Annotated in this window: 16 protein-coding genes; 12 read left to right on the top strand and 4 right to left on the bottom strand. The window is 59.5% G+C overall.

All coding sequences use genetic code 11. From position 1 onward, the window contains the following. Positions 1–101 precede the first annotated feature (101 nt). Complete coding sequence (norR, locus tag JN524_RS07800; RefSeq protein WP_202369003.1) at positions 102–1,655, bottom strand: nitric oxide reductase transcriptional regulator NorR; 1,554 nt, start codon at positions 1,653–1,655, stop codon at positions 102–104. Positions 1,656–1,817: 162 nt separating this feature from the next. Here norR and hmpA point away from each other — a divergent pair, with 162 nt between their 5' ends. From hmpA to JN524_RS07755, 9 genes are all read left to right on the top strand, one after another. Then, entirely contained in the window at positions 1,818–2,999 is a 1,182-nt protein-coding gene (hmpA, locus tag JN524_RS07795; RefSeq protein WP_098965518.1) for an NO-inducible flavohemoprotein, read from the top strand. Between the two features lie 235 nt (positions 3,000–3,234). Continuing rightward, positions 3,235–3,795, top strand: coding sequence for an ester cyclase (locus tag JN524_RS07790; RefSeq protein WP_202369002.1), 561 nt, complete (start codon positions 3,235–3,237; stop codon positions 3,793–3,795). 25 nt (positions 3,796–3,820) lie between these two features. After that, entirely contained in the window at positions 3,821–4,330 is a 510-nt protein-coding gene (locus tag JN524_RS07785) for a disulfide bond formation protein B (protein WP_025109264.1), read from the top strand. A gap of 825 nt (positions 4,331–5,155) precedes the next feature. Further along, positions 5,156–6,097, top strand: a complete 942-nt coding sequence (gene cyoA / locus JN524_RS07780) for a ubiquinol oxidase subunit II (RefSeq protein WP_027612162.1) — start codon at positions 5,156–5,158, stop codon at positions 6,095–6,097. A gap of 3 nt (positions 6,098–6,100) precedes the next feature. Continuing rightward, positions 6,101–8,128, top strand: a complete 2,028-nt coding sequence (gene cyoB / locus JN524_RS07775) for a cytochrome o ubiquinol oxidase subunit I (RefSeq protein WP_007968380.1) — start codon at positions 6,101–6,103, stop codon at positions 8,126–8,128. 3 nt (positions 8,129–8,131) lie between these two features. Beyond that, a complete protein-coding gene (gene cyoC / locus JN524_RS07770) occupies positions 8,132–8,755 on the top strand; it encodes a cytochrome o ubiquinol oxidase subunit III (RefSeq protein ID WP_003227982.1) in 624 nt (207 codons plus the stop codon). After that, complete coding sequence (gene cyoD, locus JN524_RS07765; protein WP_003227981.1) at positions 8,755–9,090, top strand: cytochrome o ubiquinol oxidase subunit IV; 336 nt, start codon at positions 8,755–8,757, stop codon at positions 9,088–9,090. Before cyoC ends, cyoD begins: the two co-directional genes overlap by 1 nt. Positions 9,091–9,100: 10 nt before the next feature. Then, positions 9,101–9,988 (top strand): heme o synthase, encoded by an 888-nt coding sequence (gene cyoE, locus JN524_RS07760; protein WP_003227980.1) that lies wholly within the window; start codon positions 9,101–9,103, stop codon positions 9,986–9,988. Positions 9,989–10,319: 331 nt separating this feature from the next. Next, complete coding sequence (locus tag JN524_RS07755; RefSeq protein WP_202369001.1) at positions 10,320–10,811, top strand: RidA family protein; 492 nt, start codon at positions 10,320–10,322, stop codon at positions 10,809–10,811. Positions 10,812–10,874: 63 nt separating this feature from the next. Here the strand turns inward: JN524_RS07755 and JN524_RS07750 are convergent, their stop codons facing one another. From JN524_RS07750 to JN524_RS07740, 3 genes are all read right to left on the bottom strand, one after another. Next, positions 10,875–11,576 carry a hypothetical protein gene (locus tag JN524_RS07750; protein ID WP_202369000.1) on the bottom strand — a complete coding sequence of 234 codons (702 nt, stop codon included), beginning with the start codon at positions 11,574–11,576 and terminating at the stop codon, positions 10,875–10,877. 119 nt (positions 11,577–11,695) lie between these two features. Continuing rightward, complete coding sequence (locus JN524_RS07745) at positions 11,696–13,216, bottom strand: sensor histidine kinase (RefSeq protein WP_202368999.1); 1,521 nt, start codon at positions 13,214–13,216, stop codon at positions 11,696–11,698. Further along, positions 13,213–13,923: a response regulator transcription factor gene (locus tag JN524_RS07740; protein ID WP_202368998.1), complete on the bottom strand. Its 711-nt coding sequence runs from the start codon at positions 13,921–13,923 to the stop codon at positions 13,213–13,215. Before JN524_RS07740 ends, JN524_RS07745 begins: the two co-directional genes overlap by 4 nt. 151 nt (positions 13,924–14,074) lie before the next feature. On the opposite strand from JN524_RS07740, the gene msrB reads away from it, so the two are divergent. From msrB to msrA, 3 genes are read left to right on the top strand one after another with little or no spacing between them, the layout of a single operon-like run. After that, a complete protein-coding gene (msrB, locus tag JN524_RS07735) occupies positions 14,075–14,593 on the top strand; it encodes a peptide-methionine (R)-S-oxide reductase MsrB (RefSeq protein WP_202368997.1) in 519 nt (172 codons plus the stop codon). Between the two features lie 43 nt (positions 14,594–14,636). After that, complete coding sequence (locus JN524_RS07730) at positions 14,637–16,412, top strand: cytochrome c biogenesis protein DipZ (protein WP_202368996.1); 1,776 nt, start codon at positions 14,637–14,639, stop codon at positions 16,410–16,412. 15 nt (positions 16,413–16,427) lie between these two features. After that, positions 16,428–17,132, top strand: a complete 705-nt coding sequence (gene msrA / locus JN524_RS07725) for a peptide-methionine (S)-S-oxide reductase MsrA (RefSeq protein WP_202368995.1) — start codon at positions 16,428–16,430, stop codon at positions 17,130–17,132. Position 17,133: the final 1 nt, after the last annotated feature.

The raw sequence follows: 17,133 nt of genomic DNA, 5'->3' as shown, positions 1-17,133 counted from the left end.
AGTGCCATTGAGCAGGCAGAAGATCAAAAGATCGCAGCCTGCGGCAGCTCCTACAGAGCAAGTGAACTCTGTAGGAGCTGCCGAAGGCTGCGATCTTTGCTCTATTTCATCCCCAATCGCTTGGCCATCCGCCCAAGATTCGCCCGGTCCAGCCCCAACTCCCGCGCCGCACTGGCCCAGTTATCTTGGTTACGCTCAAGCGCAGCACTGATCAACTGCCGCTGATATTGTTCGGTGGCGCTGCGCAAATCGCCGCTGATCAGCGGCATCGCAGGCACCTCGGCAACCGGTTCAGCCGAGTTATCCACAACCTCACGCGGCAGATCCAGATCCGCCGCGCTCAGACTGAGAATCTTCGGCCGCACCTTGCAATTGCCCAGCGCTTTCAGCGCGCTGCGCCCGATCAAATGTTCCAGCTCGCGCACGTTGCCCGGCCAAGTGTAGGCGAGCAACGCGTCCTGGGCGTCGCTGCTCAGGCGCAGGCTGTTGAGGCCCATGCGCGAGCGGTTCTGTTCCAGAAAGAAGCCGCTGAGCAGCAACACATCGCGGCCGCGATCGCGCAGCGCCGGGACGCGCAGCGGGTACACGCTCAGGCGGTGATAGAAGTCGGCGCGGTAGCGGCCGCTGCGCACTTCTTCGGCCAGATCGCGGTTGGTCGCGGCGATCAGGCGCACATCGACCTGATGTTCCTTGTCCGAGCCGAGCCGCTGCAACTGGCCGCTTTGCAGCACGCGCAGCAACTTGGCCTGTACGGTCAGCGACAGTTCGCCGACTTCATCGAGAAACAGCGTGCCGCCATTGGCCAGTTCGAACTTGCCGCGGCGGTCGCTGGTGGCGCCGGTAAAGGCGCCGCGCACGTGGCCGAACAGTTCGCTCTCGACCAACGTATCGGGCAGGGCGGCGCAGTTGAGACTGATGATCGGTTTGTCGGCGCGTGGGGAGGCGGCGTGAATCGCTTGCGCCACCAGTTCCTTGCCAACCCCGGTTTCGCCAGTGATCAGCACGGTCAGGTCGCTGCCGCCGACCAGATTGATTTCCTCCACCAGACGTTTGTGCGCCTTGCTCTGGCCGATCATTTCACGCTGCTGCTGACCGCTCGCCTGGCGGTAGACCTCGGCGCGTTGGTGTTCGTCTTCGGCACGCAGCGCCAGGCGCTCAATGCGTTCGGCGGCGTTGACCGTGGCCGAGGCGAGACTGGCGAACGCTTGCAAGGCGTCGAGTTCGATCGGCTCGAAACGCTCCGGATCGAGCGCATCGAGGGTGATCAGGCCCCAGAGCTTTTCGTCGACGAATAGCGGACAGCCGAGACAGTCATGCACTTCGAGGTGATCGCCCAAGCCATCGACCAAGCCGTCGTAAGGATCGGGCAAGTCGCTGTCGGCGGCGAACCGCGTTGGCCCGGCGCCGTCCAGCAGGATCTCGAAACGGGGATGTTCGCTGACCTTGAAGCGCCGGCCGAGGGTGTCGGTACTCAAACCATCCACCGCCAGCGGCACCAGCCATTCGCCGTCCAGGCGCAGCAACGCGGCGGCATCGCACGGCAGCAGGGCGCGCATGGCTTCGAGCAGGCGCCGATAGCGCTCGCCCTCGGGCAGTTCGCGGGACAGGTCGGAGACCAGTGGCAGTAGAGCGGTGAGCAGGGATTTGGCGGTCATGGTCTTGTAGTCAAAGAGACTCGATGTAGTCGCGATGACTATAAAACGCTTTGAGTCTAAATGACTACGTAAAAAATAAACAATTGATTTATAACGATAATTTATCTGGCACGAAAACTGATAAGCCTAAGGTAATTCTCAAAAAGCTCAGGAGTCATTCTTATGCTTAGCGTCCAGGATCGTGCCATCGTCAAATCCACTGTGCCTCTGCTGGAAAGCGGCGGAGAAGCGCTGATCACCCACTTCTACCGCATGATGCTCTCCGAATACCCTGAGGTGCGCCCACTGTTCAACCAGGCGCATCAGGCCAGTGGCGACCAGCCTCGTGCGCTGGCCAATGGCGTGTTGATGTATGCCCGGCACATCGATCAGCTCGACCAGTTGGGCGATCTGGTGGCGAAGATCATCAACAAGCACGTCGCCCTGCAAATCCTCCCGGAGCACTACCCGATTGTCGGCACCTGCCTGCTGCGCGCCATCTCCGAAGTGCTCGGCGACGAGATCGCCACTCCGCAAGTGATGAGCGCGTGGGGCGCGGCCTACGGGCAACTGGCCGAGATTCTGATCGGCGCTGAAGCCGCGATCTACGACCAGAAAGAACAAGCGGTCGGCGGCTGGCGCGGCGCGCGGGAGTTCATCGTGGTGGACAAGGTCGAGGAGAGCGCGGAAATCATTTCGTTCTACTTCGAGCCGGCGGACAAAGGCCCGATCCTGGCCGCAGAACCGGGTCAGTACATTGGCATGAAGCTGATTCTTGATGGCGAAGAAGTCCGTCGCAATTACTCGCTGTCGGCGCTGGCCGATAAAGGTCAGTACCGCATCAGCGTCAAGCGCGAACCGGGCGGTCGTGCGTCCAACCACTTGCATGACCAATTGCACGTCGGCGCGAGCATTCAGCTGTTCCCGCCATCGGGCGAGTTCACCCTGACTGCCAGCGACAAGCCGTTGGTGCTGATCAGTGGCGGGGTCGGCATCACTCCGACTCTGGCGATGCTCGAAGCAGCGCTGCAAACCGAGCGCCCGGTGCACTTTATCCACTGCGCGCGCAACGGCAGCGTGCATGCGTTTCGCGACTGGATCGATGGGCTGGCGGCGCGCCATCCGCAGCTCAAGCGCTTCTATTGCTACGCCGAAGACGACGGCGTGAGCCCGGCGGCGGACAAGGTCGGGATCCTCAGCCAAGAGCAATTGGGTGAATGGCTGCCGGCGCAACGTGACGTCGATGCTTACTTCCTCGGGCCGAAGGGCTTCATGGGCGCGATCAAGCGGCATCTGAAAGCGTTGGGCGTGCCGGAGCAGCAGAGCCGTTATGAGTTCTTCGGGCCGGCTGCTGCTTTGGAATAATTGTCAACACCGAGTCGGCTGCATCGCGGGCAAGCCCGCTCCCACAGGATTTGTGGCGTGCACAGAGTTTGTGAACGACGCTGAATCTGTGGGAGCGGGCTTGCCCGCGATGGCCGTTACGCAATTTTGATTCTTAAAAAGTGTTTAAAGGTTAATCGTTTCTTAACCGGTTTATCGTTTATTCCCCGATGCTGATGATAGGCGCTCGTTCGTTTAACTGATCAGGATCGCCCCCATGTCGCACATCATCTTCTCCTCTCGTTCGAGCCTGGCAATGCTTGGCCTGTCGGCTGCTTTGCTGGCCAGTCCGTTTGCTTCAGCCGAATCGGCGTTGATCGCACCACAGACCCTGGTCGTCGATCAGAGCCTGCCCAAGGCTCAGCGCGATGCAATGGAGTTGGCGGCGCGGCGTTACGGCAGTTTCTGGAACAGTGGGGAAGAAGCCCTGGCCACGGCAGCCTTGTCGCCGCAGTTTGTCGACAAGACCCCGCCCGAAGGTCGGGTGCAGGGGCCGAGCGGGCCGCTGCTGGCATCGAAGTTCTTTCGTACGACGGTGCCGGACCTGAGCTGCGAGATCGAGCAAATGATCATTGCCGGCGACCGCGTGGTGGTGCATCTGCACTTTCGCGGACACTTCAGTGGGACGTTCAAGACTCTCAAAGGGCAGGGCCAGCGTGTAGACTTCCGGGCAACCGATATCTATCAGATCGACAACGGTCGCATCGCGGCCAATTGGCATATCGAAGACAACATCAGTCTGATGGCGCAACTGCAAGCGCAGCCGCCAGCCAGCTGAACCATGGACATACAAGGGAAACGCGATGAGCGAGGAAACGATTCGACTGGGACGTGAGCGGCGCTTTCTGGTGCTGTTGGGCATCATCTGTCTGGCATTGATTGGTGGCGCGCTGTACATGCAGATCGTGCTGGGCGAGGCGCCATGCCCGCTGTGCATTCTGCAGCGTTATGCGTTGCTGCTGATTGCGCTGTTCGCCTTTATTGGCGCAGCGATGCGCACCCGCCGCAGCATCACGGTGTTCGAAGTGCTGGTGGTGATCTGCGCGATCGCCGGCGCCGGTGTTGCCGGGCATCACGTGTACACCCAGTTCTATCCGGCGGTGAGCTGCGGCATTGATGTGTTGCAGCCGATTGTCGATGACCTGCCGCTGGCGAAGATCTTCCCGCTGGGCTTCCAGGTCGACGGTTTCTGCTCGACGCCGTACCCGCCGATCCTCGGTCTGTCGCTGGCGCAATGGGCGCTGGTGGCGTTCGTGCTGGTGGTGATTCTGGTGCCGCTGCTGACCTCGCGTAACCGGAAAGCACTGCGCTGAATCAACTCTTCGGCAGATTGGCCGATACAGAAAACGCCCCGATTTGCGTATCAGCCGCTCGGGGCGTTTTGCATTTCAGAGTGTTTGTGAAATCACCGTGACGAACGGCAATGGAGAGTGCGGCAGGTGTGCGACATGTTGTCACACGCGCCCTGTCGCAGGGCGTTTCGGCGACCCGGATTGGCGTAATGTTACAAAAAAGGATTGGTCTGTTTCGGCGTTTTTCTGGTTTTGCACGCAGGTGCCAGATCAGGCAGTTTTAACAGGCTCTGGCAGATGGCCAGAGGCCTTTGAATATCGGGCTTTGCGCCGATTCGCCGCTGGGAAAATCCCTTCGGAGCTGTCTGAACTGAGGTGTATAGGCCTACATTTTTTGGTGTTTTTGTTGAGAATCGATTTCGATAACATGCGGAACTTTTGCAAAAACGGTGATGGATTGTTGCTCTGAGCGATAAAAATTATTTCGGGATAAGACATGGTGTATAGGGCGCTACCTATCTACAATCGCCCGCACTGAATTCCCGGCACTGTTCAGCCTTTATTAAGGAACTGGACAGGAAGTCGGGTGTCGAGCGGGCCGAAAGGCTTTTGCGACACCCAGGTGTCGGTGCCTTCCAACTTTCCGCACCAAATGGAATTGGTCTGTAACAAGGCCTTTGACCACGAATTCGAATAAGAACTGACCGCTGTCCATGGTTTTGTCGAGCGTCTGACGCGCGACGGGCGGCCCTTATTCAATCCAAAGAAAATGCCAACCCTTGGCAGGGTGAAGTGTTGGCGATCAAAACCCAACTGCATTGCGCAAGCTGCTTTAGAGGTCGTGAGATGAGTAAAAACAGGTACCCCAGATTACTAGGCCTAGTGCCGCTGCTCGGCACGTTGTTGCTGGGAGGCTGCAACATGACCCTGCTCAATCCAACGGGCCAGGTCGGCCTGGAACAGCGCAACCTGATCATCACCGCCACGCTGCTGATGCTGTTGGTCGTTGTGCCGGTTATCGTCATGACCTTCCTGTTTGCCTGGAAGTATCGCGCTTCCAACAAGGACGCCGTCTACACCCCGAAATGGTCGCACTCGACCAAAATCGAAGTGGCGGTCTGGACCATCCCGGTTCTGATCATCATCGCCCTGGGTTACATCACCTACATTTCGACCCACAAACTGGACCCGTACCGTCCGATTGAATCCGACGTCAAGCCGGTGACCATCGAAGTCGTTGCGCTGGACTGGAAGTGGCTGTTCATCTACCCGGAGCAAGGCATTGCCACGGTCAACAAGATCGTGTTCCCGGCGCACACTCCGGTGAACTTCCGGATCACCTCCGACGCCGTGATGAACTCGTTCTTCATCCCGGGCCTGGGCGGCCAGATCTACGCGATGGCGGGCATGACCACCAAGCTGCACCTGATCGCTGACCGCAACGCTGAAATGGACGGTATCTCCGCCAACTACAGCGGTGCCGGTTTCACCGGTATGAAATTCAAAGCGATCGCAACTTCTCAGGAAGATTTCGACGCCTGGGTAAGTGAAGTCAAAAAGGCACCTAAACAGCTTGAACAAGCTGAATACGCAGCCCTTGCCAAGCCAAGCCAGAACAATCCAGTCGAGCTCTACTCCTCGGTCACGCCGAACCTGTTCCAGACCATCGTCGACAAGTACGAAGGCATGAAACCGGGCAAGCCGCTGAAGCACGAGAAGAAAGAGAAAGAAGTGGCGGCAACGGACATGGACTCGAATTCGCATTCAGCTGCCGGGGCAGAGGAGTAAACGATGTTTGGTAAATTAAGTTGGGAAGCGATCCCTTTCCACGAGCCGATCGTGATGGTCACCATCTCGATGATCGCGCTCGGTGGTCTGGCGTTGTTCGCTGCAATCACCTACTTCAAGAAGTGGACCTACTTGTGGACCGAGTGGCTGACGTCGGTCGACCACAAGAAAATCGGTGTGATGTACATCATCGTTGCCATGGTCATGCTGCTGCGTGGCTTTGCCGACGCCATCATGATGCGTACCCAGCTGGCCATGGCCACCGAGGGTTCGCCTGGCTACCTGCCACCTGAACACTATGACCAGATCTTCACCGCTCACGGTGTGATCATGATCATCTTCATGGCGATGCCATTCTTCACCGGCCTGATGAACCTTGCAGTGCCGCTGCAGATCGGCGCGCGTGACGTTGCCTTCCCGTTCCTGAACTCCCTGAGCTTCTGGCTGCTGGTGTCCGGCGTTGTGCTGATCAACCTGTCCCTGGGCGTCGGCGAATTCGCCAAGACTGGCTGGGTTGCCTATCCGCCGCTGTCGGGTCTGCAATACAGCCCTGGCGTGGGGATGGACTACTACATCTGGGCGCTACAGCTATCCGGGTTAGGTACGACGCTGACGGGGGTCAACTTCCTGGCCACCGTGCTGAAAATGCGTACCCCTGGCATGAAACTGATGGACATGCCGATCTTCACCTGGACCTGCACCTGGGCTAACGTCCTGATCGTGGCTTCGTTCCCGATCCTGACCGCTACCCTGGCACTGCTGACCCTCGACCGTTACATGGATTTCCACATTTTCACCAATGAACTTGGTGGCAATCCAATGATGTACGTCAACCTGTTCTGGGCCTGGGGCCACCCTGAGGTTTACATCCTGATCCTGCCGGCATTCGGCATCTTCTCGGAAGTGATCTCGGCGTTCACCGGCAAGAAACTGTTCGGCCACCACTCGATGATCTACGCTTCGGGCGCGATCTCGGTACTGGGCTTCATGGTTTGGCTGCACCACTTCTTCACCATGGGTTCGGGTGCCAGCGTCAACGCCTTCTTCGGTCTGGCGACGATGCTGATTTCCATCCCGACGGGTGTGAAACTGTTCAACTGGCTGTTCACCATCTACCAGGGCCGTCTGCGCTTCACCAGCCAGGTTCTGTGGACCCTGGGCTTCATGGTGACCTTCGCCATCGGCGGCATGACCGGCGTACTGCTGGCCATCCCGGGTGCTGACTTCGTTCTGCACAACAGCCTGTTCGTGATCGCGCACTTCCACAACGTGATCATCGGCGGCGCGGTATTCGGCTACATCGCAGGTTTCGGCTTCTATTTCCCGAAAGCGTTCGGCTTCAAGCTGCACGAAGGCTGGGGTAAAGCAGCGTTCTGGTTCTGGATCTCGGGCTTCTTCGTCGCGTTCATGCCGCTCTATGCACTGGGCTTCATGGGCATGACCCGTCGTCTGAACGCCACCACCAACCCTGAGTGGGTACCGTATCTGTACGTGGCCATGTTCGGTGCGGTGATGATCGCTGTCGGTATCGCCTGCCAACTGATCCAGCTGTACGTCAGTGTGCGTGACCGCAACAAGCCAGAGAACATGTGCGAACACGGTGACCCGTGGAATGCCCACACTCTGGAATGGTCGACCTCGTCGCCACCTCCGTTCTACAACTTCGCTGTGCTGCCTAAGGCTGACTGCATCGACCCGTTCACCGAAGCCAAGGAAAACGGTACTGCGTACCAGGCTCCGGCCAAGTACGAGCCGATCCACATGCCGAACAACACCGCCACTGGCGTGGTGATGGGCGCACTGCTGACCGTCTTCGGTTTCGCGATGATCTGGCACATCTGGTGGTTGGCGATCGCCAGCTTGGCCGGCACTGTCATCTACTTCGTGATCCACGCCGCACGTGACGACCAGGGCTACATGGTTCCGGTTGAAACGATCGAGCGCATCGAAGCCGAGCAGCACAAGCGTCTGGTCGCGGCAGGGAAAATCCCGGCCAATGCCACCCGTGTAACCTCGTTGGAACAGGCTTAAACCATGTCGAACTTAGTGACCAATGTTGGACACGCCCATGGTGACCATGGGCACGATGACCATCACCACGACTCGGGCGAGATGACCGTATACGGTTTCTGGCTCTACCTGATGACCGACTGCATTCTGTTTGCGTCGATCTTCGCGGTGTACGCAGTACTGGTAAACAACGTCGCCGGTGGCCCGTCGGGCCACGACATTTTCGAACTGCCATACGTGCTGGGCGAAACCGCTCTGCTGTTGTTCAGTTCGATCACCTACGGCTTCGCCATGCTGGCGTTGTACAAAGGTAAAAAGCAGCAGGTTCTGGGCTGGTTGTTCATGACCTTCCTGCTCGGCGCAGGCTTCATCGCCATGGAGATCAACGAGTTCCACCTGCTGATCTCCGAGGGCTTCGGTCCTAGCCGTTCGGGCTTCCTGTCGGCGTTCTTCACCCTGGTCGGTACCCACGGTCTGCACGTATCTGCGGGTCTGATCTGGATGGGCATCATGATGTACCAGGTCAACAAGCACGGCCTGACGGCGACCAACAAGACCCGTCTGAGCTGCCTGAGCCTGTTCTGGCACTTCCTGGACGTGGTGTGGATCTGCGTATTCACCGTTGTTTACCTGATGGGGACTCTGTAATGGCTAATGCACACTCCCATGACAGCCATGATGCTGGCCACGGCAGCGTAAAGTCGTACGCCATCGGCTTCATCCTGTCGGTGATCCTGACTGCCATCCCGTTCGGCCTGGTGATGTTCCCGACCTTGCCGAAGTCGACCACGCTGGCAATCGTTCTGTTGTTCGCAGTCATCCAGGTGATCGTTCACCTGTACTACTTCCTGCACCTGGACCGTTCGATTGCACAACGTAACAACGTGATCGCGTTTGTCTTTACGGCCATCGTGATCCTGCTGCTGGTTGGCCTGTCGCTGTGGATCATGTTCAGCATCCACACGTACATGATGGCGAAGTGAGGTAGACCCGATGTCGCTCAAGCACTTTATCCAAATCACCAAACCGGGGATCATTTTCGGTAACGTGCTTTCTGTGGCAGGCGGGTTCTTCCTGGCCTCGAAAGGGCATGTAGATCTGGCGGTGTTCCTGGCCGCCATGATCGGCACATCCCTGGTTGTGGCCTCCGGTTGCGTGTTCAACAACTGCATCGACCGCGACATCGACCTGAAGATGGAACGCACCAAGAACCGGGTGCTGGTGCAGGGCTTGATCTCCCTGAAACTGGCCTTGGTCTACGCGACCATCCTGGGTGTTCTCGGCGTTGCCTTGTTGTACAAGGTGGCCAACCCGTTGGCCGCCCTGTTCGCGGTAATCGGCTTCATCATCTACGTCGGCTTCTACAGCCTGTACCTCAAGCGCAAGTCGGTTCACGGCACGCTGGTGGGCAGTCTGTCGGGCGCCATGCCGCCAGTGATCGGTTACGTTGCCGTAACCAACAGCTTCGACATGGCCGCACTGACCCTGCTGGTGATGTTCAGTCTGTGGCAGATGCCGCATTCCTACGCCATCGCGATCTTCCGCTTCAACGACTACCTGGCCGCATCGATTCCGGTGCTGCCCGTCAAGCGCGGAATCGAAGTGGCCAAGAAGCACATCCTGCTCTACATCCTGGCGTTCCTCGTGGCGACCTTGATGCTGACCTTCAGCGGTTACGCCGGCATGAGCTACCTCGCGGTCGCCGCGGCCATGGGCATGTACTGGTTGTACATGGCCTGGACCGGCTACAAGGCGGTGGATGACACGGTCTGGGCACGCAAGCTGTTCGTGTTCTCGATCTTCACCATCACCGCCCTGAGCGTCATGATGTCCCTGGACTTCAAGGTGCCGGCCGAGCTGCTGCTGACGTACGCGCCGTAAGGCTGGATGTCTTCACGAAAAACCCCGCACATTGAGAGATGTGCGGGGTTTTTTGTTGGCTGGCTTTCGGTGATCGAGGCGTCGGCAATCGCGAGCAGAGGCCACTTCGACGCGATACATTTGTAGGAGCTGCGGCACGCTGCGATCTTTTGATCCTGATCTTTAAAAATACAATCAAAATCAAAAGATCGCAGCGTGCCGCAGCTCCTACAGGGTTTAGTTGCGATATCGGCGTAAACCCCCTAGATTTGGATCCAACCATAACGGTGATAGCGCCATGCCACTTCGCAGGGACACTGTTATTCATGCATCAATCGAGAGGCTGGGCGAAATGACTGAGAGGATGACCTGCGACGAACGTTTCATTGCCCTGGCACAAGAGCTGAACTACGACATCTATGGCGAAAACACCGCCGGCGGCAATTACGCGCCGCTGATCCGCCATCGCGATGAGTTGTACATCAGCGGCATGGTGCCGCGGGTCAATGGCAGGATTCTGTATCCCGGTCGCGTCGGGTTGGAGTTGACACTCAAGGACGCCCAGGCAGCCGCGAGCATCAGTGCCATGCGCTGCCTGGCGCTGATCGTCGATGCGGTCGGTTCGCTGGACAAGATCCGGGCGTTGTTGCGGGTCACGGTGTATGTGAAGTCGACCCCGGACTTCGTTGACCTGAGTGAAGTGGCCAACGGTGCATCGGACGTGTTCAGCCATGTGCTCGGTGATGCCGGCCGGCACACTCGCACTACGGTCGGTGTCTATCAGTTGCCGAAGAACGCCGCGATTGAAGTCGACATGATCGCGGCGGTGCAGCCCGAAGTCTGACCGCGCCGCCCAACAAAAAGCCCCGCCTGAATCTCAGAGCGGGGCTTTTTGTCGGCGCCGGATTTACTGCGCGGCGATGCTGTAACCATCGAACGCGGTCTGCTGTTGCAGGGCGGTGATGATGTTCTTGCGGTTGATCGCGTGTTCGGTGCCGGCGTTGTCGATGAAGGTCTCGCCCTCCAACTCGGCTTCTTCGCCTTCACCGACGAAGGTGAAACCGAGGAACTCCAGCGCTTCACGGTCAACGTTCAGACGCGAACGCGGCGTGCGCAGCGGCAGGGTCACGCTGCTGCCGTCCTTGCTGATGGTGAAGATTTCCAGTTCTTTCTTCTTGGCAGCCTTGCTCTTGCCGCCGCTCGGGTTGCTGATCGCCTGGTGGGTCTGATTCAGCACTTTGAGCGCGAGGCCGTAAACGATTTCCTGGAACGCCGGATCGTCCTTGAAGCAGGACAGGATGCGGCCGATCGAGAACTTGCTGCTCAGGTCTTCAAGGGCGGCGAGGTCGGCGGCCTCGGCGTCTTTCAGCGCTTTGAGCTGGCCCATCAGCTCGTAGGCCTTGTCGTCATCGAAGCTGTCGTGCGCCTGACGGATCGCGGCGCGCAGTTCGCGGATCTGGTCGCTTTCGCGGGTCGACTGGAACGCATCCAGCACCATCTCGCTGATGATTTTGGCTTGTGGAAGGTGTTGTGAAAGATTGATGGAGTTTTCGTATTCCGCTTTGGACGATTCGGTGACTACGGATTCAGCGGTGTTGAAATCGGACATTGAAATTTCACTACTTTTTTAACTTGAGTGGAAACGAGAAAGCGCGAGGTCTTTTTCAGGCCGGTTAATTTAGGGGAGCGGGGCGGCGTTGTCACGGAACAACAGTCCGGTGGTGCGGATTATTTGTCCGGCGTGTTCAGGTTCATCGAGCGCACCATCCACTGTTCAGCGGTTTGCTGATCGGTCGGCAGCGTGAAGCGGAAAGTCGCCCCGCGCCCGGCGACATCGATCAACTGAATCTCACGCCCGTGCAGTTGCAGGATGCGGTGGACGATGCGCAGCCCCAATCCACCGTCACGTCGCGCCCCGCCAATATTGAACGGACGCAGGAACAGACCTTCGCGCAACTCGGGAGCGATGCCGGGGCCGGTGTCGCTGACGGTGACTTCGACCAAGGCGCCCAGGGGTTTCAAATCCAGCTCGATTTCACCGCCCGCTGGCGTGTAGCGCAAGGCGTTATCCACCAGGTTGGTCAGCACCCGTTCGATCAACCCGAGGTCGGCGCAGACCGTTGGCAGGTTGGGCACGAAGCTGGCCTTGAGTTCAACGTGCCGAGCTTCGGCCGCCAGTTCGAATTTCTGGAAGATGTCCTGCAGCAGATCGATCAGCGAGAAGCGTTCCAGTACCGGTTGCACGAAACCGTGCTCCAGGCGCACCAGCTCCAGCAGCGATTGCGCCAACCCGCCGACCTTGCGGCTTTGATCCAGCGCGATGCCCAGATAACGCCGGCGTTCTTCGGCGGTGAGTGTGGCGTCCTTGAGTGACAGGGTTTCCAGATAGCCGTGCAGCGAGGCCAGTGGTGTGCGCAGGTCGTGGGAGATATTCGCGACCAGTTCGCGGCGCTCCTGATCCTGGCGGGTCAACGAGCGCCACTGTTCACCCAGTCGGTTTTGCATCTGCCGGAAGGCGCCATCGAGTACGGCGATTTCATCCGGGTCAGCGCTTTTATCCACAGCCACTGAAGGTGCAGGCAGAGGTTGCGGCGCGCCATCAATGTCGAACCGGCTGACGGTTTCGGTCAATCGGCGCAGTGGCCGGGTGATCAGGTTGAACGCCGTGAGACCGGCGATCAGGCATAGCAATGCGACCAGTCCGATCGACAGCAATGCAGTGTTGAGCGCGGCACTGGTCGCGCCACGTTCGGCGAAACGATCGTGTTCTTCACTGAGCAACACCACGTAGAGATAACCGGCGGGCTTGCCGTTGACCCGTAACGGCGCGGCACTGAAGACCTTGCGCCCGTCGGCACTGCGCGGGTCATCGCCGAGAATAGGCAACGGCTGGTCATCGAGCAGCCGGCGGATCGGCGCCAGATCAACCGTCTCCCGGCGCAGATGTCCTTCCGGCGCAGCATTGCCGACAATCCGCCCCTCGCTGTCGAGCAGGTACACCTCGACACTCGGGTTGACCAGCATCAGCTTGCTGAACAGTTCGCGCACGGCGCCGGGCATCAGGCCATTGCTGTCCATCAGCACCGTGTCATGGGCGATGTGCTGTGCCAGGTCCCGCGACAGGCCTTGCACCACTTCCAGTTCATGCATCTTGCTGGAGCGCACCTGCAGCCATGCCGAGGTGCCGCAGCACACCAGCAGCAAAACGGCGAACACCAGCGACAGGCGCTGCGACAGGGTCAGTTTCATGGTTGTTCGGTGCCGAATTTATAGCCACGGCCCCACACAGTGAGGATGCGTGTCGGTTGCGCCGGATCGCTTTCGATTTTCGCCCGCAAGCGATTGATGTGGGTGTTGACCGTGTGCTCGTAGCCTTCGTGGCTGTAACCCCATACCGCGTTGAGCAGGTCCATGCGTGAGAACACCTTGCCCGGCTGTCGGGCGAAGAAATACAGCAAGTCGAACTCTCGCGGAGTGAGGTCCAGCCGCGTACCGTTGAGGGCGACGTCGCGGGTGATCGGGTCGATGTTCAGGCCATCGAGGCTGAGGCTGCCGGCGTCCATCTTCAGGTTGCGTGCCATGGCGTCGACCCGGCGCAGCAAGGCTTTGACCCGGGCCACCAGTTCCAGCATCGAGAACGGTTTGGCCAGGTAGTCGTCGGCCCCCAGCTCCAGACCGAGGATGCGGTGCAATTCGCTGGAACGGGCGCTGGTGATGATGATCGGCGTATAGCGCGCCATCGCCCGGGCGCGGCGGCAGATTTCCAGGCCGTCGACCCCCGGCAGCATCAGGTCGAGAATCAGCGCATCCCATTGCCCTTGCTGCAACAGGCGCATGCCTTCATCGCCGTCGGCACTGTGCACGACGTCGTAGTGCTCGTCGCGCAGGTGCAGGCAAATAAGGTCAGCGATGTGTTGGTCATCCTCGACCACGAGGATGCGTCTGGTTAATTCCATCAAGCTCAATCCTTCGGCGCAGTGAGCGCATTGTGCGGGTTTTCCTCGGGGCGAGTTATCACGAATTCGTTAACTTCCCGTGAGGATTTGGCGATCAACCCAAGCCTAGGCTGTGTTCCATGACAGGCACCTGGGATTTTTGGAGACGGCCATGTTTTCACGGCGACAGATTCTCGTAGCGAGCGGCGGGCTGGGGGTTGCAGCCCTGGTGGCGGGTGTATTGCCAAAATTGTCCTTGGACACCGCGCTGGTCGAGCAGGCGCAAGCCGATGAGGCGTTTGAGGTGACCCATAGCGACAGCGAATGGCACTCGCTGCTCTCGGATGAGCAATACGCCATCCTGCGCGAAGAGGGCACCGAAAGGGCCTATACCAGCCCGCTCAACAATGAACATCGCAGCGGCACATTCGCCTGCGCGGGCTGTGACCTGGCGCTGTTTTCATCGGCGACCAAGTTCGACAGCCGCACGGGCTGGCCGAGTTTCTGGGCACCGTTGGAACATGCGGTGGCCACGCGTCAGGACCGTTCCTTCGGCATGGTCCGCAATGAAGTGCACTGTCGGCGCTGCGGCGGGCACTTGGGGCATGTCTTCGATGACGGCCCGAAACCCACCGGCCTGCGCTATTGCATGAATGGTCTGGCGATGACGTTCAACGCCGTGGCGGCATGAGCCATGGCCATTTTTCGATATTCACTTTCTACAGGACGACACCATGTGGCTCTTGGTTCTCGCTTATCTGGGCGGTGTGCTGACGATCGTCAGCCCGTGCATCCTGCCTGTTCTGCCTTTTGTCTTCGCTCGCACCGGGCAGCCGTTTATCAAGAGTGGCTTGCCGCTATTGGCCGGGATGGCGCTGACCTTCGCCTTAGTCGCCACGCTGGCGGCGGTGGGCGGCGGTTGGGTGGTGCAAGTCAATCAGTACGGTCGCTGGCTCGCGTTGCTGTTCGTTGCACTGTTCGGGCTGACGCTGCTGCTGCCGCGCCTCGCCGAGCGCCTGACGCGGCCGCTGGTGTCGGCCGGCAGTCGGCTGTCCGAAGCCGCGGGCCAGGACAATCGTCCGCGTCCCGGCGCCTCGTTTCTGATCGGCGTCGCCACGGGTCTGCTTTGGGCGCCGTGCGCCGGGCCTATCCTCGGTTTGATTCTGACCGGCGCCGCGCTGCAAGGGGCAGGCATCGCCACCACGCTGTTGTTGCTCGCCTACGCGGCGGGCGCCGCGACTTCACTGGCGGCGGCATTGCTGCTGGGCGGTAAGGTGTTTGCGTTGATGAAGCGCTCGATTGGCACTGGTGAATGGATCCGGCGCGGGTTGGGGGCGGCGATGCTCGCGGGTGTCGCAGCGATTGCCCTGGGCCTCGACACCGGGTTGCTGGCGCGGTTGTCGACGGCGTCCACGGGCGGGATTGAACAGGCACTGGTGGGCCAACTCTCCGGCAAATCTCCCGCTGGCAATGGCACGATGATGGCGCAGATTCCCGCGGCGGGCGCAGCCATGAAAGTCGCCGACAAGGCTCCGGGTACATTGCCGGTCGAAGGTCAGTTGCCGCCGCTTAACGGCGCCGTGCAATGGCTCAACTCGCCACCGCTGGACGCCCAGGCATTGAGGGGCAAAGTGGTGCTGGTGGATTTCTGGACCTACTCCTGCATCAACTGCCTGCGCACCTTGCCATACGTCAAAGCCTGGGCGGAAAAGTACCGCGATCAAGGCCTGGTGGTGATCGGTGTGCACGCCCCGGAGTTCGCTTTCGAGCGCGACGTGGGCAATGTCACTAAAGCCATGAAGGAGCTGGGCATCAACTACCCGGTCGCCATCGATAACGACTACAAGATCTGGCGTGCTTTCAACAACGAATACTGGCCGGCGCATTATTTTGCCGATGCTCAGGGACGGATTCGATACCACCATTTTGGCGAAGGGGACTACGCCGAATCGGAACGGGTCATACAGCAGTTGCTGCGTGAGGCCGGGGCGAAAACCGTCGCCGACGGCTTGATCGACGCTGACGCCCAAGGCGTGCAACAGGCGCCGGACATGAATCAGGTGCTGTCACCGGAAACCTACGTCGGCTACCAGCGTGCGGAACATTTCGTACCGGAAACCGCACTGGTGGCTGACAAGGTGGCGACCTATAACCCACCGGCCAACCTGACTTTGAATGACTGGAGCCTTGGCGGCCAGTGGGCTGTCGGCGCCGAGCGCGCCACCGCCAGTGCGCCGGCCAGTCGCATCGTCTATCGCTTCCACGCCCGCGATCTGCATTTGGTACTGGGGCCGGGCGCAGATGGCAAACCGGTGCGTTTCAAAGTGTCGATTGACGGTCAGGCGCCGGGTGCCGCCCATGGTGTCGATGTTGCCGCGGATGGCAGCGGTCGCGTGACCGAGCAGCGCTTGTACCAATTGGTGCGGCAAACGGACGAGGTGAAGGATCGGACCTTCACCATCGAATTTCTTGACCCGGGCGTATCGGCTTACGCCTTCACCTTCGGCTGATCGGGAGTGCGCAACATGAAAGCTCAAAACAACTGGCGACGTGCGTTGCTCGGCGTCGCCATGGCCGGTGTGATCGGTCAGTGCTCGGCGTTCTCTTTCGGCGCCGAGGATGCGGTGGCCATCCCGCCGCCAGCCCTCGACGAAACCACTCAGGCGCATAGTGAAACGGCGGTATTCGCCGGTGGTTGCTTCTGGGGCGTACAAGGGGTTTTCCAGCACGTCAAAGGCGTGCAGAAAGCCGTCTCCGGTTATGCCGGAGGTACGGCGAACACGGCGCAATATGAGCGGGTCAGCGAAGGCGACACCGGTCATGCCGAGTCAGTGCAAGTCACCTTCGACCCGACGCAAGTCAGCTACGGCAGCCTGCTGCAGATCTACTTCTCGGTGGCCCACAACCCGACAGAACTCAACCGCCAAGGGCCCGACAGCGGCACGCAATATCGTTCGGCGCTGTTCCCGGTCAATGCCGATCAACAACGGGTGGCCCAGGCCTACATCGCCCAACTTGACGCCGCGCATGCCTACAGCAAACCGATCGTCACCAAACTGGAAACCTACAACGGCTTCTACCCGGCGGAGGACTATCACCAGGATTTCCTCACCGAACACCCAAGCTATCCGTACATCGTGATCAACGACATGCCCAAGGTCGCGCAGTTGAAGCAGTTGTTTGCGCAGCGTTATCAGGAGAAACCAGTGTTGGTGAAAAACGGCTCCTGAT

This window comes from Pseudomonas sp. MWU318, assembly GCF_016756945.1.
Lineage (GTDB): Bacteria > Pseudomonadota > Gammaproteobacteria > Pseudomonadales > Pseudomonadaceae > Aquipseudomonas > Aquipseudomonas putida_A.
Note: the sequence above shows the minus strand (reverse complement) of the source record. Positions and strands in the feature narration are given on the sequence as shown.